Origin of the sequence: Bacillus sp. ISL-18, assembly GCF_018613415.1 — a bacterium.
Classification (GTDB): domain Bacteria; phylum Bacillota; class Bacilli; order Bacillales; family Cytobacillaceae; genus Neobacillus.
In genome coordinates, this window is sequence record NZ_JAGGQG010000003.1 from 148,503 (window position 1) to 166,251 (window position 17,749).

Annotated in this window: 18 protein-coding genes; 1 reads left to right on the plus strand and 17 read right to left on the minus strand. The window is 39.4% G+C overall.

Features of this window, described 5'->3' with window-relative positions; translation table 11 throughout:
* Window positions 1–134: 134 nt before the first annotated feature.
* The 5 genes from J7E81_RS06590 to J7E81_RS06610 form a co-directional block, all read right to left on the minus strand.
* Complete coding sequence (locus tag J7E81_RS06590; RefSeq protein ID WP_215041368.1) at window positions 135–356, minus strand: hypothetical protein; 222 nt, start codon at window positions 354–356, stop codon at window positions 135–137.
* Window positions 357–568: 212 nt separating this feature from the next.
* Entirely contained in the window at window positions 569–847 is a 279-nt protein-coding gene (locus J7E81_RS06595) for a hypothetical protein (protein ID WP_215041369.1), read from the minus strand.
* A 474-nt stretch (window positions 848–1,321) separates the two neighbouring features.
* The gene (locus J7E81_RS06600) at window positions 1,322–2,965 is read right to left on the minus strand and encodes a M4 family metallopeptidase (protein ID WP_215041370.1); all 1,644 of its coding nucleotides are present in this window, start codon (window positions 2,963–2,965) and stop codon (window positions 1,322–1,324) included.
* 590 nt (window positions 2,966–3,555) lie between these two features.
* A complete protein-coding gene (locus J7E81_RS06605; protein WP_215041371.1) occupies window positions 3,556–4,164 on the minus strand; it encodes a flavin reductase family protein in 609 nt (202 codons plus the stop codon).
* 137 nt (window positions 4,165–4,301) lie between these two features.
* On the minus strand, window positions 4,302–5,339 hold the full coding sequence (locus tag J7E81_RS06610) for a GGDEF domain-containing protein (protein WP_215041372.1): 1,038 nt from the start codon (window positions 5,337–5,339) through the stop codon (window positions 4,302–4,304).
* A gap of 324 nt (window positions 5,340–5,663) precedes the next feature.
* Between J7E81_RS06610 and J7E81_RS06615 the strand changes: the two genes are divergently transcribed.
* Window positions 5,664–6,647, plus strand: a complete 984-nt coding sequence (locus tag J7E81_RS06615; protein WP_215041373.1) for a DUF3231 family protein — start codon at window positions 5,664–5,666, stop codon at window positions 6,645–6,647.
* Between the two features lie 115 nt (window positions 6,648–6,762).
* Here the strand turns inward: J7E81_RS06615 and J7E81_RS06620 are convergent, their stop codons facing one another.
* The 12 genes from J7E81_RS06620 to J7E81_RS06675 all read right to left on the minus strand — a co-directional run bounded on the left by J7E81_RS06620 (window position 6,763) and on the right by J7E81_RS06675 (window position 17,524).
* On the minus strand, window positions 6,763–8,142 hold the full coding sequence (locus J7E81_RS06620; RefSeq protein WP_215041374.1) for a tetratricopeptide repeat protein: 1,380 nt from the start codon (window positions 8,140–8,142) through the stop codon (window positions 6,763–6,765).
* A 154-nt stretch (window positions 8,143–8,296) separates the two neighbouring features.
* A complete protein-coding gene (locus J7E81_RS06625; RefSeq protein WP_215041375.1) occupies window positions 8,297–9,367 on the minus strand; it encodes a sulfate/molybdate ABC transporter ATP-binding protein in 1,071 nt (356 codons plus the stop codon).
* Between the two features lies 1 nt (window position 9,368).
* A complete protein-coding gene (gene cysW, locus J7E81_RS06630; RefSeq protein ID WP_215041376.1) occupies window positions 9,369–10,256 on the minus strand; it encodes a sulfate ABC transporter permease subunit CysW in 888 nt (295 codons plus the stop codon).
* 16 nt (window positions 10,257–10,272) lie between these two features.
* Window positions 10,273–11,094 carry a sulfate ABC transporter permease subunit CysT gene (cysT, locus tag J7E81_RS06635; RefSeq protein WP_215041377.1) on the minus strand — a complete coding sequence of 274 codons (822 nt, stop codon included), beginning with the start codon at window positions 11,092–11,094 and terminating at the stop codon, window positions 10,273–10,275.
* Between the two features lie 59 nt (window positions 11,095–11,153).
* Window positions 11,154–12,233 (minus strand): sulfate ABC transporter substrate-binding protein, encoded by a 1,080-nt coding sequence (locus tag J7E81_RS06640; protein WP_215041378.1) that lies wholly within the window; start codon window positions 12,231–12,233, stop codon window positions 11,154–11,156.
* Between the two features lie 131 nt (window positions 12,234–12,364).
* A complete protein-coding gene (locus tag J7E81_RS06645) occupies window positions 12,365–12,535 on the minus strand; it encodes a YezD family protein (RefSeq protein ID WP_215041379.1) in 171 nt (56 codons plus the stop codon).
* Between the two features lie 320 nt (window positions 12,536–12,855).
* Window positions 12,856–13,377 (minus strand): GNAT family N-acetyltransferase, encoded by a 522-nt coding sequence (locus J7E81_RS06650; RefSeq protein ID WP_215041380.1) that lies wholly within the window; start codon window positions 13,375–13,377, stop codon window positions 12,856–12,858.
* A gap of 29 nt (window positions 13,378–13,406) precedes the next feature.
* Window positions 13,407–14,405: a glutathione S-transferase family protein gene (locus J7E81_RS06655; RefSeq protein ID WP_215041381.1), complete on the minus strand. Its 999-nt coding sequence runs from the start codon at window positions 14,403–14,405 to the stop codon at window positions 13,407–13,409.
* A 147-nt stretch (window positions 14,406–14,552) separates the two neighbouring features.
* Window positions 14,553–14,978 (minus strand): DUF4395 domain-containing protein, encoded by a 426-nt coding sequence (locus tag J7E81_RS06660; protein WP_215041382.1) that lies wholly within the window; start codon window positions 14,976–14,978, stop codon window positions 14,553–14,555.
* Window positions 14,979–15,118: 140 nt separating this feature from the next.
* Entirely contained in the window at window positions 15,119–15,574 is a 456-nt protein-coding gene (locus tag J7E81_RS06665) for a DUF2269 family protein (protein WP_215041383.1), read from the minus strand.
* Window positions 15,575–15,648: 74 nt separating this feature from the next.
* Window positions 15,649–16,194, minus strand: a complete 546-nt coding sequence (locus tag J7E81_RS06670; protein WP_215041384.1) for an HD domain-containing protein — start codon at window positions 16,192–16,194, stop codon at window positions 15,649–15,651.
* 88 nt (window positions 16,195–16,282) lie between these two features.
* The gene (locus tag J7E81_RS06675; RefSeq protein ID WP_215041385.1) at window positions 16,283–17,524 is read right to left on the minus strand and encodes an MFS transporter; all 1,242 of its coding nucleotides are present in this window, start codon (window positions 17,522–17,524) and stop codon (window positions 16,283–16,285) included.
* Between the last annotated feature and the right edge of the window lie 225 nt (window positions 17,525–17,749).

Consider the following 17,749-nt stretch of genomic DNA (forward strand, 5'->3'; position numbering starts at 1 on the left):
TTAGTTTTATTTTAACTAATGCTATTAGTTAAATCAAGTGGTAATTCACTTTTTGGAAAAAAAAAAAAAATAAGCAGCCCTTCTCAAATTGAGAAGATCTGCTTATCTTATTTCACCTGAAATGGTGCAGGCTTCTAGAAGCTATTATCCTCATTAAGTTCTTGATTGTTTACATACCAATTTGTAACCTGCGTAAGAATAGCATAAACAAAAAAGAAATTCATTGCCCAGACATTAATAAAAGGAGCAATGCCTCCATATTCAATCGTTTCATAGCCTTTTAATTTCATGACGATCATCGATTCGATAAAAATAAGTACAAAACCAATGACACCTGCAACTGCTGCTTTTACCATTGAACAATCCCTCCAAATTTTCTGTCCTTTATGCTTATTCCTATTTATACGCTAGCAATATTCTATTTTTACAATTTTGTGAACACTGATAATTCTATTATATGGGATTTTTTAATAAACACAACTACCCAAAGGTAAAAAAGGTGCCTGACACCCTTCGGGTGTCAGGCACTTTTTTTACCTTGTTAACTGTGTTTGTTTATAAAGGCTTTTTACCTTTGGCCTGGTTGATAAGTGCCATGGCCATGGTGATATCCCTGGCCTGGATAATAGGTTCCATGACCATGGTGATAGCCGTAACCTGGATAATAACCTCCATGACCATGATGATAACCATGACCCGGATAATAACCTCCATGACCATGATGATATCCATGACCTGGATATGGATAATACCCTCCATGACCATGATGATAACCCTGACCTGGATAATAGCCGCCTTGGCCATGTTGATATGTTTGACCAGGAACCCCAAATTGTCTTTCTTCCATTCTAATTCCCTCCTAATATCTAACTGTAAACAGTGTATGTCTATACTTCGAAATCGGACTAGATTGATGCCCATTGCTACGCTAGACCTATTAAAGTTAAGTTAATGAAACCTAGTAAGGAGGGAAGATGATTGATATCCAATTGGGTCAGCGATCCACACTACCATGATTCTCCGTTTATGGCGGGGGTTGTATTAAATGGTAAAAAACATCCTAGACATATTAGAAATCTTCACAACTTCCACACAACTTCCCCCTATTTTCTACACAAGTTTTCACTATTATAAGAGTAACTTAATTAGGAAATAAGTTCGAAGGAGCTCATTTCTTAAAACTTCCCATTTTGGATTGGTGCCGGCACCAATCTATTTTTTTGTCCTAACGCCTGGTGCCTGTCACCATTTTCACTATTCACACACAAAAAAGTCAGCCACCACAATGTGTGATGGCTGACCTTTTGTTCTTATTTTTTCATCAGTATACTCCTACTTGGTTCCAAGCGGAGGCAACTGCATTGTATTGGGTGCTGCCTGTTCCGTATAGGTCTGCAGCGGCAGCAAGCAGTGAGGCGCGTGCATCGCTGAAGTTACTTTGCGGATTTAGGTATACGGTAAGCGCACGATAGTAGATTTTTTCAGCAACGGATGTTCCTAAGCTGGAAATCGTTAAATAGGCGGCCTTGTTAGGGATTCCACTATTCGTATGCACTCCGCCGTTATCAGAAGTAGTGTTGACATATTTGCTCATGTTGTCAGGCTGGCCATAAAGAGCTGGATTGGATAAACTGCGGAGCGCATCGCCTGATTTACTTGGCGTGTACACGTCTTCACCGATTAAATAATCTCCCTTGTCTAGGAATACCCCAAACGTATCGGAGATTGACTCATTTAAGGCCCCGGATTGATTCACATAATCCAAGCCTGCCGTTCTTTCTGTTACTGCATGTGTTAATTCATGGGCGACGACATCTAGAGCACCAGACAAAGGTCTAAAGGTTACACCGTCACCATCCCCATATACCATTTGTGAACCATTCCAGAAAGCATTATTGTAATTGCGGCTGTAGTGCACCGAAGAACGAATCGTTGCACCATTGTTATCAAAGCTATTACGATTAAACGTATTTTTGTAATAATCATAGACTTTACCGGCATAGTAGTTGGCGTCGACATCCGCGCCTTGGGAAACAGCATTGAATTGATTATCAGCATCAACTGAGTAATTACCTGGTAACACGGTTCGGCTTTGTGCAGTTCTCGTTTCAATTACTCCTGACATCGGCTTTGTTACATCATATAAATAATAAGTGCTGTTTGAATAATAGGTATTTAGAGTTTTATAATCCCCTAATACGCCATATCCAGATCCTGTTGTGGCACCGTCCGCGACGGCATTATATGAATCTAGCACATTCCCATTCACAGCATCAACATATACTACCCAGTTAGCCCCATATGGCTGGATAAATTGCAGGTTAGTTTTATAGGCCAGATAGAAGTCATTTTCTTTTTTATAAACTACCAATTCCGCCTTTTCCACGGTATCTTCAAATTTTATACCAGTTGGTCCTGCCTCAGCATTTGTTAATGTTTCCTCTTTTGTTAAATGAATAGATTTCCAAGCTTTTTCTAGTGCAGCTTCCTTAGTTAGCTGAGCTTTCAAGTTCCCCTTGAAATAGTTGGATGCGGCTGGAAAAACATCGCCATTAATCGCTGTAATGATGCCGTTTTTATCGGTATGCACTTTGAATTTGGCCCCATCCACCGGAATTCCTTGCACCGATTGAACAAAATTATAATGCTTGCTGCCAAGCTCGTCGGTCTGAGCATCTAACAATGTTAAATCTTTATCGGCATCCAATTGATATAGCGACTTATTATCTTTTAAAAATTGCTTTACGGATGCTTGATCTTTATAGACCTTAGTAGATAATTTACCATGGACGAAGGAGGGAACGGTTTGCCCTTTTTTCCACGTTACCTTTGCATCCTTGCCAAACTGACTTGCATCCTTAGCAGCAGTAACATTATACGGAGTAGTATTGGCTGCAGCCGTTATCGGCAATACTGACCCAACCGTTAAACCTAATGCTAGCATGATAGATGTTCTCTTCTTCATCGTTTCCCAGCCTCCTAATAATATATTGTTTTTTGGGGTGCAAAAACATCATATCATGGTAACTTCGACTGCATAATTGGGAAAAAAGTGATGAGAAAAGGGCTCGTCAACTGTCGATTCTTGAAATTCTATTAAAAATCCTTACACTGGTATTTTCTAACGTTGGGAAAATTAATATAATTCAAAGATTCCATCATCAATCCTTCTGATTTTCTTCGTTTCTCCTTCTTGAAAAACACGCTAAACTCTATTTCTTCCTCGATAAAATGACCCTTTCCATGCTTTTATTAATCAAATGATTCCCAGCCAAAAAGACAGCAATGCAAATGATGACAGACCAAAAGCCCATAAGGCTTAAATAAATATTCCCAATAAAAATAATGAACAGCAGCCATCCACATTTAAAAATCCAATAGAGGAAGTACATGAATTCACCCTTTCTCTTAAATCAACTATCTATATATATTCTCTGGAAACAACTAAGAATTCAATCAACTTATCCTTTACAAACGACTGCTTTTTACCCTATAAAAATAACGCTCAAAGCAGAAAATGAGCGTTGTTATTTTTAATGATATTCACTATTGGAACTACTGTGGTCTTTCGATTTCAAAAATCTCCCCGATTTTCGCATAATTGTTACCTGCCAATCGGCTTACTGCAGCTAAACCTTTAGGATCGATTCTCCCACTTTGATAAAGGCTACTTTCTATATGAAATTGAACAATTCTACCAATGATAAAGTCACATCCCGGAGAATCTTCACCGCCTAATTCTAAAGCCTGCTCTAATGTGCACTCCATTCTAACTTTAGCTTCCATAACACCCGGTGTAGAAATCTTATTGCTTTTTACAGGAGTTAATTGGGCTAAGTCAATTTCACTTTGGTCGGGCGGGAGGCTGGCGGCCGTTTTATTGATTAGTTCAACATTTTGTTCATCTACAATATGCACAACAAATTCTTTAGCGCAGATAATATTTCTCGCTGTATCCTTTTGCTTCCCGGCAGAGCGTTGAATAGCTACGGATATCATTGGAGGATTGGCTGAAACAATATTAAAATAACTAAATGGTGCACCGTTTAAAACACCCTCGTTTGACATGGATGTCACGAAAGCAATTGGTCTTGGTATAATACTGCCGATTAGAAATTTATAATTTTCTCTCTCGGTATTTTGGGATGGGTCTATCGAGATCATAATGAAATCCTCTCCTTGCAGAATGGGCTAGTTAAATCAAATGTAACTTATTAAAACAGTATTCCCCAAATTAAATGCATTTTCAAATTTAATTAATACAAAAAAAGCCACCTAATGGCAGCTAGGTACACCTATTCTTAACTTACACTACTTACTTTATTTCGGCCGCGATGTTTTGACTGGTATAACCCCTCATCAACACGGCTTAATAACGAATCAATGGTGTCATCCGGCAAAGATTCTGTAACGCCAAAGCTTGCTGTTAATTTTCCTACACTGTTAAAATTATGCTGGGCAACCGTTTCTCGTAATAATTCTGCAAGATTAATAGCCCCCTTCCCTGTAACAGCGGGAATGATAATAAACTCCTCGCCGCCCCATCGTCCAAACAATTCTCTGACAACAAGATTCTTTTGAATTAAATCCGCTAACTCTATTAAAATAGCATCTCCAACTTTATGGCCAAACTGATCATTAATCATTTTAAAATGATCAATATCGAAGAAAATCACAGAAAAACTTATATTCATCTCTTTTGAATCTTTTAGTTTTTGTTCAAACCAGCTGTCAATTCGATGACGGTTAGCAATCCCTGTTAAGGAATCTAAATAGACATGCTTTTTAATCAGTTGTGCTTCCGCATATACTTTAAAAATATGCTGCGCACAATAAAGAACAATAACATACACAAAATTCGCAAAATAATACTGTAATAACGAATCAAGCGAGTCGGTTGAGAGCCTGTCAAAATAAATAAGACCATCCACTAGTGTCAAAAGAAAGATCAGTATGGAGAAAGGGAGACCCTTCTTAACTCCTAATGTTAAGAAAATAAACGCAAGATAAATAGGCATCCAAACAATAAAATCTCCTAAAGCTCCTCCACTTGGGAGCAAATAATGCGAGACTGTATCAAAAAAAGTAGCGATATGGTAAATCGTAATTAAAGCTAAACAAGAATACTCAGCAAACTTAATCCATCGCCTTTTGATTACTAAAATCCAGCAAAAAACCAGCCAAATCGTCAGCGCATTGTTAATGATAAAACTCATATTATTTACAATAGGACTATTTTGCATAACAGTATTTAGTAGTAGAGCGGTTACAATTAACGGCACAATCCAAAGATAGATCCCTCTTTTCAGATCGGCAAGTGAATCATACTGTTTTTTCATCAAATAATCATCTCCCTAACTAATCAATCATGATTAGTCCAGCCAAAGAGTTCTTAAAAACGGATATCTGCTTGTCTTTATTCCTTATATTTACATTCTGTACATCCTTATTTTATATGAATTACCACAGTATTGGTATAGCATTTATCTCATTTATACTGGAGTATTTTGTCCAATTCATGATAATTTTTAATCCTTTATCTTTTCTAACTCGGTGCCACACTTTCCTGCTTTTAGATATTTTCGGTTTCCTCAGTCCATGTATAACAGTCGAATTTATAGCAGAATCTATATTATATTTGATTGGAATTTTTAGGAGGTACTATGGAACTCAAACCAACAGCGGGAGAGATTTCGAATTTATGGCAGTTTATTATCGCCAATCAAGCCCACCTTTGTTTATTAGCCTATTGGGATTTTCACGCGGAAGACGAAGATTTAAAAAAAATCTTAGAGAAATCTAAAAAAATAGCCACGAAAATTGTGGATGATGGTCTTGCTTTATATACAAAAGCCGGGTTTACTCCGCCCATTGGGTTTAGTCTAAAAAGTGACGTAAGTCCAGAGGTCCCTCGGCTTATGTCTGATAAACTAATCCTTTTTATCCTCCATGTACTTTCCGAATATGGCATATATGGTTACGGGTTAACCTTGGGAAAAACAGATCATCCAGAGGTTTTACCTTTTTTTGAAACATGTCTTAAAAATTCAACGGAGCTTTATCGGATGATTACGGAAACAGTTCATAAAAAAGGATATGGACATCAGCCTGTTTATCTACCCGAACTAAAACAACCCGAAATGATTGAGCATCATTCTTTCGTGTCAGGCTGGTGGGGTGACCAACGACAGCTTACCGGGATTGAAATTGATAATCTTATTTTTAGCCTGCGCGGTGTAGTCCTCGCCAAAACAATGTTTATGATATTTTCACAAATTGCTAAAGATCCAAAGGTTCAAAAAATTTGCCGGAGAGGCAAAAATATAGCTGGAAAAAGGGTAGAAAAATTTCAGTCCTTTAATACAGCGGAAAACCTTCCGTTTCAAGCTACGTATGAATCTGAGATAACAGAGTCGACGATTTCCCCTTTTTCCGACCGCCTGATTATGTTTGAGGCGCTTTCACTTACTCAAATTGCCATTGCTCGATATGGAAATGCTTTAAGTTTTGTCGTCAGAAGAGATTTAAGCAGTTTATTTGGATTCCTAATAATTGAAACCGGCACCTTTCTAGATGATGGATTGAACCTAATGATTGAATATAAATGGCTGGAACAACCCCCAATGGCTGCCCGTAAAATTAAGTAAGGTAAAAGGCTGTATGTTATCTACTTTTCGGACAATCACCCCTAATATGCTGTATTACTTATACTCCAACCTATAAAAAAGGCGTCCACACCAAAACTGGTGTTAGACGCCTTTTTTATCCTATATGTTTATTCGAAGATAATTGATTCAAGATTTGCTGATAGGCCGACGCTTCCTTTACTAAGCCTTTAGCTTGGTACATTTTACTAATCTTCCGGACAGGCGAAGGGTTCTGTGGCTGCAGCTCCATCTCCCATGCGAAACAGTCAATTGCTTTGTCATATTGTTTAAATTCAGCATAATAGTCACCCAAATCCATCATCCGATCAGGATTTTCTTCTAAAGTGGTCATTTCCTTTATTTTTTGAATCACCTCTGATGTTGGGAAGACAGTCTGAAACGATAGAAGTTTTTCCTCAACCGAAGGAAGATCGTACAAATCTAGCAGTTTAACCGTTAATTGAAATAATTTCTCCTCCCATTGCAGATGGGGATGATGATCAGGCAGATGATTCAAAGCAAGAATCCATTCATTAATATGTGCTAAGACAAAGTCTGGGTCAGATTTTTCCCAAATCTGTTCTAGCATGTCATCATAAGCCGCTGGCAGGTCTTGAATAAATGGGAATAAGCAAGTAGCAGCTTTCTCCACCCTACCAGCCTGCATCATTTTTTCTAGTGTGGGTTTTGCCTCAAGCAAGTACCTAAATGGATTAATTTGGACCTGACTTAAAAGGAGTAGCCAGTCTTCCTTCGTGATAAATTGTAGAGCTATTTCTGTATATGTTTCTATCTTGCCGGCATCCGGGAGTTCTAACCACAGCAAAAGCGCAGCTAAACCATCTAGTTTGTTTAGAAGGAATTCTCTTTCTTTTTGCTGGGAACGATGTCTGAAACAGTGTATTTCCACAAATAACGGATCTTTTTCATAGAGAGTGGATAAATCGTTGGAATGATAAATTTGATGATACGGATGGAATTCATGTGAATCCATACGTTCCTTTGCAGATTTTAATGAAGGAGAGAAATTATATAAGAGTTGGATAACTTGAAAGGATTTTAAAAACTTGCCGTTTCGTCTAAAGTTAAAATAGATTTTATCTAAAACACTGATTACCTGTTCTTTTTCATAAAAGGCGTCAAGTGTTGTGGCAATAAAGGCAACTTCCTGAAGCGGGAAATGGAGTTGCAGATGGGAGAAAAGTTTACTCTTCGTAGGAATGGTAACGGATAATTGGGGTATTAGTGCTGCTAAAACTGGATGGGAAGAATCAAGAACGATTCCCTCGGTAAAGACCTTTTGAATAAATGTACCTTCTTCCATATGGTCAAGCTTAGCTCCATAAACTAAGGTGTTTTTATAATAGACTAAATACCATTTTTCGTTATTCTCGGTTATAACCTCGAATACCTTACTTCTAGCAAAAACTGCCCCGCGAGCAAGCGTCCCTTTTACCGTTTGTTTTTTATCTTTAATCAACATTTCATTACCCATTGCACTCGTCCCCTTCCTCACATGACAACTGGTTCTTTCTTAAAGTATATCATAAGTTTGAAAAGGACGTACTAAATCAAACAACTACTAACAGTTAGGGGAATTAAAAAATAAAGGGGCCTACCTCATTTTTGAAGTAAAGCCCACCAGAAATCTATATGGAATAATCCTCTGGGATAAACACTTTTAACTGCTTTGGTTTTATATATACCTCTTCCCCATTTTTAAGGTCAAGGTTTCGAAAATATTCCTTCGTTAATTCAGCTTCTAAATAATCGCCAGTATCGTTTCTTATTAGTTCGACCTGGACAATTGCACCAATTTGATGAATATAATTGACTTTAGCTGCTGCATAATCCTGCCTATATTCCCGTTTGATACTGATATCATGCGGCCTCGCATACCCAACCGCTTCAGTATTAAGCGTCTCTGCAAATTCGGGAGCGTCCACTTCAAACTCCCCATGCTGCAATTTCCCATTATGCAAACGGCCTTTAAAGAGATTCACATTCCCTAAAAAGTGATAAACAAACGGACTATTCGGGTGTTCGTAGACTTCCTCCGGCGTGCCAATCTGTTCAATTTTCCCCTCATTCATGACAACAATCCGGTCGGCCACATCAAGGGCCTCCTCCTGATCATGCGTCACAAATATACTCGTAATCTGGTAATCATCATGAAGCCTTCTTAACCAGCGGCGGAGGTCTTTTCGGACCTTGGCATCCAAAGCGCCAAACGGTTCATCTAACAAGAGCACCTTAGGCTCGACGGCTAATGCCCGGGCAAGAGCGACACGCTGCCGTTGTCCGCCTGATAAATGGGACGGATATCGATTTGCAAAAGCTTCAAGTTTTACCAGTTTCAATAATTCAGTGACTTTTTCCTTTATTTCACTTTTTGAGGGTCTATTTTTACGCGGACGGACCTTTAAACCATACGCAATATTATCAAAAACGGTCATGTGGCGGAATAAGGCATAATGTTGAAAAACAAAGCCCACCTTGCGTTCTTTTGCACTCAATAAAGTAATATCTTCATCGCCGAACAAGATCACACCATCGCTGGCATCTTCAAGTCCAGCAATAATTCTTAACAGCGAGGTTTTCCCAGAACCAGATGGTCCGAGGAGTGCAACCAGTTCCCCAGTTTGTATGTCTAGATTAATATGTTCGAGGGCTTGAAAGCTTCCGAACGATTTTGAGATGTTATTAATTTGAATGCTCATTTTATGCTTCCCCCTCTTCTGGTTTCATGGTTTTATTTGCTTTCCACTCAATGATATTTTTCACTACTAAAGTGATGATCGCGAACAGTGACATTAATGATGCGACAGCAAAGGCTGCTGAAAATTGATATTCATTATATAAAATTTCAATATGAAGCGGCATGGTATTCGTCATTCCGCGAATATGTCCTGAGACAACCGATACCGCACCGAATTCTCCGATCGTACGGGCCGTACAGAGAATCACTCCATATAATAAGCCCCATTTTATATTCGGAAGGGTTACCAGCCAAAACGTTTTCCAACCGCTTGCCCCAAGCGTCATCGAGGCCTCTTCATCGGCTGTCCCCTGTGTTTGCATTAATGGAATTAATTCTCGCGCTACGAAAGGCAGTGTGATTAGCAAGGTTGCCAGGACAATGCCGGGAACGGCAAAGATAATTTTTATATCATGCGCCTGGAGCCATGGACCAAATAATCCGTGACTGCTGAATAACAAAACAAACACCAGCCCGGCGATAACCGGTGAAATCGCAAACGGCAGGTCAATAATCGTAATCAGCAAACTTTTCCCTTTAAAATTAAACTTAGTTATCGCCCATGCAGAGGCAACTCCAAAAATGGCATTAAGTGGTACAGCAATCAAAGCAACCAACAGCGTTAATTTGATTGCCGCTATGGCGTCTGGATTGCTGATCGCCTCTAAAAATACAGCACTGCCTTTATCAAAGGCCTTTATAAAAATAGCAATAAGTGGTAAAACCAGAAACAGCCCTAAAAATCCGACTGCTAATGTAATCAATAAATAACGAACCCAACGCGGTTCAGCTTCTTTATTGGAATTCTGTATCTGTGGATTTGAGTATGTTAATGGAACATGTCCGGACATTTTTTACACCCCATTATTAAATAAATTTTCGATTGGTCCACCATTGTAATAGGTTAATAACCAACAGCATGCAAAAGGAAAATACAAGCATGACAGCGGCAATCGCAGTTGCCCCCGCATAGTCATATTGTTCTAACTTTGTCATGATTAACAACGGGGTAATTTCTGTTTTCATCGGCATATTTCCTGCAATAAAAACAACAGATCCATATTCACCCAGCGACCTGGCAAATGCTAAAGCAAAGCCTGTCAGCGCAGCAGGGAACAGCTCCGGCATAACCACTTTTACAAAGGTTTGGAGCCTGTTTGCCCCTAAGCTTGCAGAGGCCTCTTCCACTTCTTTATCCACGTTCTGCAACACGGGCTGTACCGTTCGAACAACAAATGGTAAGCCGATAAACATTAAGGCCACTGTAATTCCGAGCGAAGTGAACGCCACTTTAAAGCCTAAAAATTGGCCGACCCAGCCATTTTCTGTATACAAGGTCGTTAAGGCTATCCCAGCAATTGCAGTTGGCAATGCAAAGGGTAAGTCTACGAGCCCATCAATAATACGCTTACCGGGAAAACGGTATCGAACTAAGACCCAAGCAATTAAAACTCCAAAAATAACATTAATCGCTGCCGCCATTAGAGAGGCACCGATGCTTAACTGATAGGACGCCACAACCCTTGGCTCCGAGATGGTATGCCAAATTTTTGACCAAGGAGCTTTCGCCGAGTTTATAAAAATCATCGATAAAGGTAAGATAACTAGAATACTAATATAGGTCATCGTAAACCCTAGCGATAATCCGAAACCCGGCAATACTCCTGTTCTCTTTTTAAAAAGACCCATGAGGTTGACCCCTTCCGATTTAGATACATAGGGAGCACGAATGCTCCCTATTATTCTTCTTATTTAGGTTGATAAATTTGGTCGAAGGTCCCGCCATCATTAAAATGTTTTTCCTGCGCCTTTTTCCAGCCGCCAAAATAATCATCAATCGTGACCATCTTAATTTGTGGGAAGACATCTGCATATTTCTTCAGAATTTCTTCGTTCCGAGGACGATAGTAATTCTTCGCGATAATTTCCTGTCCTTTATCGGAGTATAAATATTCGAGATAGGCCTTTGCTACTTCTTTTGTCCCCTTTTTATCTGCTACTTTATCAACGACAGCCACCGGCGGTTCCGCAAGAATGCTGAGTGACGGATTCACAACCTCAAACTTATCTTTTCCTAACTCATTTAAAGTGAGATACGCTTCATTCTCCCAGGCAATTAATACATCACCAATTCCGCGTTCAACAAACGTAGTCGTTGCACCGCGCGCTCCTGAATCTAATACTTCGACATTTTTATATAATTGACTCATAAACTTCTTGGTTTTGGCTTCATCTCCGCCAAATTTCTCTTGTGCATACGCCCAAGCAGCTAAATAGTTCCATCTAGCGCCGCCAGACGTTTTTGGATTCGGAGTAATAACAGATACTCCTTTCTTTGTTAAGTCATCCCAATCCTTAATCCCTTTTGGATTCCCTTTTCTAACTAAGAAAACAATCGTTGAAGTATATGGTGTAGAATTATCCTTTAAATTCTTTTGCCAGTCCTTAGCAAGCAAACCATTGTTAGCAATCTCATCAATGTCATAGGCCAATGCCAGTGTTACCACATCAGCTTCCAGTCCATCAATAACAGCCCGCCCTTGTTTACCAGAACCGCCATGTGACTGTTGAATGGTCACCTGCTGACCGGTTTTCTTTTCCCAGTATTGAGTAAATTCCTTATTGTACTGTTCATAAAGCTCTCTCGTAGGATCGTACGATACGTTTAATAACTGGACCGGATCTTTCTTTTTTGTTGTTTCTTGAGCGGCCGTTTTCTCTTTTTTCGTGGATGTTTCAGTACTAGATTTCTCGTTACTGCTGCAGCCTGCTAAAATAAGTGCGATTAACGCAAATACCAGTGTAAATTTGTATAAATGTTTCTTCATCATGATTCCCCCTCTGATTTAAAAAAAGCTGCCTAATTTTTACCCCTGCCTAAGAATCGATGTGCCTATCTCCAGGCATACCATAAGCATAGGTAAAATTAAGCAGCCTTCAGTCGTCTGATCGGCTAATCTTATACTCTTTGATTTTTTGCAGTAGAACGTCTTGATTCGAAACGAGTCTTTTCTGTTTTATCTATTTGTGTAATCGAGCCGTCGTGAATCGTAATCGTAACAGAACCATACTCAATATTTTTTAATGCCTCTAAAATGACTTTTGTTCTCTCTTGATCTATTGCTGCCATCAGACCCTCTCCCTTTAAATTTAATTTATTAATATCACATCAGAATACTTGGTTTTATGAATAAAAAATTTTAAGGTTCCATCTGATTGACTACAATGTGGACTGCACTTACTTATTGGATACGACATTGGCTGATCTCTCCTCTCTTTAGACACAAAAAGGCTTATACTCTCGTCTGGGAGTATAAGCCTTTGGTTGACCAATCAGCTTAACCTTTTTTATTTATTATTTGGGCTTTAATTATTTCCATTTTATTCTGACTTTTCCGAGGTGTCAAGTGGGTTTTAAGATAATCTTATTAAATTATTAAAATATTTTTATTAATATAATAGGTTTTCTTTATCTAAGCTGAGGCGATAGGCCTTTACAATGATACCGTCATTGGCAGGCTGAAAATCATGTTGTGGAATACGCTCAAATCCCAGCCGTTCGTATAATCTCATTGCACCGATCATAAATTCTCCGGTATGCAAACCGATTGACTGAAAGCTTTTGGCTTTTGCCCTGGCGATGCATTCAGAAATAAGCGCCGTGGCAATCCCTTTTCCTTGGGCCTCGGGGGCAACCGCGAGCATGCGGATTTCAGGATAATCTAGGTTCTCGACATTGCCTCCATAGGCATCTATTTTAGCCGGGTATAAAACCACACTGCCGACGATCTTTCCGTCTAATTCTGCCACGATTCGTTCAATATCAGGATTGGCATCCGCATCGGATGAAATCGCTTGTTTCAACGCTCCCCAATGTCCTTCTGGAATGCTATTTGCATGTATTTCATAAGCATGAATTCGTTGTTCTCGAATCAGCGGTAATTCCTTTACTACAGCATCACGTATGATCATTATCCTTTATACTCCTATTCTGCTTTCCCTCATTTTATTAAAAATTTCTCAGGCTTATTACTTGAATTTTGACGATTATGCTGGGAAGTTAGTCCTGAAAGGTCAGGTCCTTTCGGCAAAATATGAAAACTTTTTTGGTCATTGCTTGAGATATGGTTCGATAGATGATAATGCCTTTTAATCGCATCAAAATCAGTCGTGTCGCCAAAACCAGGAGTCTGATAAAGATCTCGTAAATATCCCCATAAATTCGGAAAGTCAACGATTCGATTACGATTAGCCTTAAAAGCAGAGTAATAGGCGGCATCAAAGCGGACAAGTGTGGCATAAAGCCGGATATCTGCATCGGTAATATAATCACCAAATAAGAAGCGCTGTTTTGAAAGGCGCTCTTCTAATTCATCTAATCTTGAAAATAGGGTATCGTAGGCCAATTCATATGCCTCTTGGGACTGGGCAAATCCGCACTTATAAACCCCGTTATTCACATCATGGAAAATGACATCATTTAATCGGTCAATCTCGTCCCGTAAGTGTTCAGGATATAAATCTGGGGCATTCTTTTTATGAAACGGAGCCCATTCGGTTTCGAGATAGTTTGTTAGTTTAAAATAATCGTTATTAACAACCTTCTGCTCTTTCATATCGACGATAACGGGTACGGTAGGTCTGCCCGTATAATCAGGAGCTGTTTTTAAATAAATTTCACTCATATAGCGAATCCCTAAGACAGGATCGACACCATCCTTGTCTAACGAAAATTCCCAATCCACATGGGGCAATTTGGGCCTCATCGGGCTCGCAGTCCCTAAACTGATCACCTCTTCCAGCCCAAGTAGACTGCGGGCAATGACAGAACGATGTGCCCAGGGGCAAACCGCTGACCATAATAGGCGGTATCTTCCTGCCTCGACAGCAAATTCTCCCTCCTGATTTCCAAACGGAGTCGTAAATGTATTCTTTTGGCGATTAAACGAACCATCAGTTTTTATTTCTTTCACTGATCCGACACTTCCACTATCCTGCACTAGTAACACCCTCTCCTATTGATCATTTAATTTTAGTAGTTCTAACTTTTATCAGTCAACACAAATATCTGACTATAGCCAATATTTAAAAATAATTAATTTTATTCAAAAAAAGCCCTTGCACGGCTGGCAAGAGCTTTTGAGCAGCTATAAAGAGGAACGCCGATATTTATATTGTCTCCATTGATAATGGATAAAGCACCCGATACAAAAGCCAAGAATGGCGACAAAAGCTGCCACTGCAACTAGAATAGTAAAGATAAAGCCTAACACATTCCATCCCGCTAAGAAGCTAATAAAACCTACAGTCAGACACGAAACAGCCAACTTCTGATTAAACTGTTGCTGCTCCCAATCTTCAGGAATGTATGCCTTAGGTTCTTTCTTTAAAAATAATTTTGCAAACTGCATAATCGGATTGAATCCGAATAAAAGTCCGCTTAACCCAGCAAGAAGCGGTATTAATAAAAGCCACTCTATACCAGAGACCCATGTGAAGACCACACTTAGAACGATGATCCATTGATTAGTTCTTACAAGTGGACGAGGTATTGATCGTATATCGTCGGTCATCAAAATACCCACCTTTCTTATTGGAATTATATGTTTATTTTAGTTTAACTTGAATTTTATTTTTTGTATAGTCAAAAAGCTGTCCATTATCCTAGAAAACAAAAAAAGGTATGCACCTTTATATGCGATACCTTCCTTAATTAGTATGGTTTTAATATCATAAGAGCGATAATAATGATGAAAATGAAATTTTCTAGGTATTCACAGCGAAATAAAATTTTCGCTAAACGCCAGTACTCCTCAGGAATCTCCTCACCTTGATGGGCGGCCAATAATGCTTTTACAGGTTTTGACCTTGGGGATAAGACAAGCGGACCGATTGCAAGTGCCGCTAAAAATAAGACCAAACTTGTCACATACCATCCCATCCGAAACAAGCTGGGATTTAGAAAACCCATCGTTAGGCCAGTAATCAGCAGCAATGTGCCGCCTGCCATCACAAAAATATGAAGCTTGTGTCGAATCCGATAGGAATGTTTTAATTCAGTCATCGTATTTCCTGATTTAACGACTGTTGTTAAAATAAACCCTGGACCCATTCCGATGATTGCAGAAAAGATATGAATGAACACAACAATTTTGTAGAATGTAATCACTTGTAAACCTCCATCACCAGTTCCAATGTTCCCATTCTATCATATTTTCTAGTAAAGTCTGACCTGCAAATTTTTTACGAACATCTGTTAAATAAGTAATGGACCGCTTCTTCCAATTCTTCGACTAGAGGAAAGGAATTTTGGTATCTCAGACTTTCTACAATCTGGGTATAGTACCATTCTTGTTTTTCCTTACCGGCATTAAATTTACTCCAGATTTCATTCCCGACTTGCATATAATCGTTCGTAATGGAACGGATGTTATGTAATTTATCGGCACAAGCGACTGCCCTGATATCACTTGGAGCATTTTTTAGGTATTCGATTGTATGTTTTTTTCGTAGATCCCACGTTAAAGATTTATCTGGTTCCGAGCACCCACGAACAATTTCGGCAATCTTGAATCCGAATTCCTGTTCAATATCTTGCAATGAAATGTCGGTGTCTTCTACCGTATCATGGAGGATACCGGCTGCAATCAGCGTTTCATCGTATCCTGCCTTCATTAAAATCATCCCAACTGCAACAGGATGCACAAAATAGGGGATATCGCTTCCTTTTCGGCGTTGATTAACATGGGCTTTGGCTGCAATTTGCAGCGCTTTTTCAATGACATCCATATGTCAACCTCCTTCTTTACATCCTAATTTTATTAAACAAAAATACACTTAAAAGGAGCTTGGATCTTCAAGCTCCTCTCTTTGTTCATTAAGCTTCTTTACTTTTTTCCAATATCGTAGAACCCTTGAATAGAGGCACTAGAAAAAGAACTCCGATCACAAAAAGCAAAGCGGTCGTTTCATACATTGAAACTAGGGAAAAAGTCTTCTTCAACCAGCCGCTTGATGTCATTGTAATCACCATGCATCCCATAAAAATCGGATTTAATATCCCATTAACCCGCCCTATAAAGGCTGAATCGGTATTCTTTAAAATCATGGTATTGATTCCGATATGGACACATGGCATAAACAAACCGCTGATAAATTGAGCGGTCAAGGTCAACCAAAACATGTCGGAAAGCCCCATTACCAAAAAGCCAAGGGCACTGACACCCATACCAATCGCAAGCAAAATTTGCGGTGGGGTCTTTTTCGAAAACCCGACTGTAAGACCTCCGCCCAAAATCATTCCGATCCCAAATGCAGCCATCAACCATTGCAGCTGCTCTTTCGGCAGACCAAGCTGTTCCGTTACGAGAAATACAGCTAATGGCTGAGTAAGCCCCAACGCCAAGCCCGCCGCCGCAAAACATCCCCCCAGCATGGTAAGGGCACGGCTCTGCCATACATATTTGAATCCCGCCTTCATCTCTTGGAGTAAGGTCGTAGCTTCTGACATTTCTTCTGCATCATAGTCGGACGGCAGTAAGAATAAAATCCCTGCTGAAAGTAAAAAGGCTACTCCCATAATGGCAATCGCTGCATTGATTCCAAAATGCTGGTAAACAAACGTACCAAGTACCGGGCCGACAATCATAAACAAAGCAAAGATGGTTTGGTAAATGGACATTCCCATTTGAATCAGTTCTTCTTTAACATGAAGCTTAAAAAGCTTCATTCCAGCAGGTTGTGAAAACTGGGATAAAATCGATGATACCAATGTTGCAAAAAAGATGACCTTCCATCCGCCAAAGAAAAGGGCCAGCAAGACCACAAAAATGGAAATGGCACTCAGAAAATCACACCATATCATCGTCATTTTCGGTCTCCAGCGGTCAGCAAAGGTCCCGCCGATAAAAGAAAACAGAAAGATTGGGGCAAACTCCGCTACCGATATCAGTGATACAGCGACAGGGTCTTCATTTGTTTTTTCTACTACATATAACAAAATGGAATAATTCCTTACCCAAACCCCAATTTGTAGAAAAAACGTCGAGAGTAATAACGTCTGAATTACCCTATTTCTAAACAATAACCCCATTGAAACATTTGCACTTGCTTGTTCCATAAAAAAACCTCCTTATCCAACAAACCGGACAGGAGGCACTATAGGACATAAAACGGCCAAGTACTCGTTTACTTCGCCAAATTTATTAAAAAGTCCGCACGAATCCTATCCAGAATATGTTCGTTATCCGAATTTTTTCCAAAAATAGGACTAGTTAATCATTGGACTTTTAAGTCACCCTTTTCGTTATAACGTATGTTTATCTTACTGGAATTCCGTTTTAGA

What these genes read in the sequence shown, in the direction of transcription:
- J7E81_RS06590 (WP_215041368.1), bottom strand. Translation starts at nt 356, where the DNA reads ATGGTAAAAGCAGCAGTTGCAGGTGTCATTGGTTTTGTACTTATTTTT.
- J7E81_RS06595 (WP_215041369.1), bottom strand. Translation starts at nt 847, where the DNA reads ATGGAAGAAAGACAATTTGGGGTTCCTGGTCAAACATATCAACATGGC.
- J7E81_RS06600 (WP_215041370.1), bottom strand. Translation starts at nt 2,965, where the DNA reads ATGAAGAAGAGAACATCTATCATGCTAGCATTAGGTTTAACGGTTGGG.
- J7E81_RS06605 (WP_215041371.1), bottom strand. Translation starts at nt 4,164, where the DNA reads ATGATCTCGATAGACCCATCCCAAAATACCGAGAGAGAAAATTATAAA.
- J7E81_RS06610 (WP_215041372.1), bottom strand. Translation starts at nt 5,339, where the DNA reads ATGAAAAAACAGTATGATTCACTTGCCGATCTGAAAAGAGGGATCTAT.
- J7E81_RS06615 (WP_215041373.1), top strand. Translation starts at nt 5,664, where the DNA reads ATGGAACTCAAACCAACAGCGGGAGAGATTTCGAATTTATGGCAGTTT.
- J7E81_RS06620 (WP_215041374.1), bottom strand. Translation starts at nt 8,142, where the DNA reads ATGGGTAATGAAATGTTGATTAAAGATAAAAAACAAACGGTAAAAGGG.
- J7E81_RS06625 (WP_215041375.1), bottom strand. Translation starts at nt 9,367, where the DNA reads ATGAGCATTCAAATTAATAACATCTCAAAATCGTTCGGAAGCTTTCAA.
- cysW (WP_215041376.1), bottom strand. Translation starts at nt 10,256, where the DNA reads ATGTCCGGACATGTTCCATTAACATACTCAAATCCACAGATACAGAAT.
- cysT (WP_215041377.1), bottom strand. Translation starts at nt 11,094, where the DNA reads ATGGGTCTTTTTAAAAAGAGAACAGGAGTATTGCCGGGTTTCGGATTA.
- J7E81_RS06640 (WP_215041378.1), bottom strand. Translation starts at nt 12,233, where the DNA reads ATGAAGAAACATTTATACAAATTTACACTGGTATTTGCGTTAATCGCA.
- J7E81_RS06645 (WP_215041379.1), bottom strand. Translation starts at nt 12,535, where the DNA reads ATGGCAGCAATAGATCAAGAGAGAACAAAAGTCATTTTAGAGGCATTA.
- J7E81_RS06650 (WP_215041380.1), bottom strand. Translation starts at nt 13,377, where the DNA reads ATGATCATACGTGATGCTGTAGTAAAGGAATTACCGCTGATTCGAGAA.
- J7E81_RS06660 (WP_215041382.1), bottom strand. Translation starts at nt 14,978, where the DNA reads ATGACCGACGATATACGATCAATACCTCGTCCACTTGTAAGAACTAAT.
- J7E81_RS06670 (WP_215041384.1), bottom strand. Translation starts at nt 16,194, where the DNA reads ATGGATGTCATTGAAAAAGCGCTGCAAATTGCAGCCAAAGCCCATGTT.
- J7E81_RS06675 (WP_215041385.1), bottom strand. Translation starts at nt 17,524, where the DNA reads ATGGAACAAGCAAGTGCAAATGTTTCAATGGGGTTATTGTTTAGAAAT.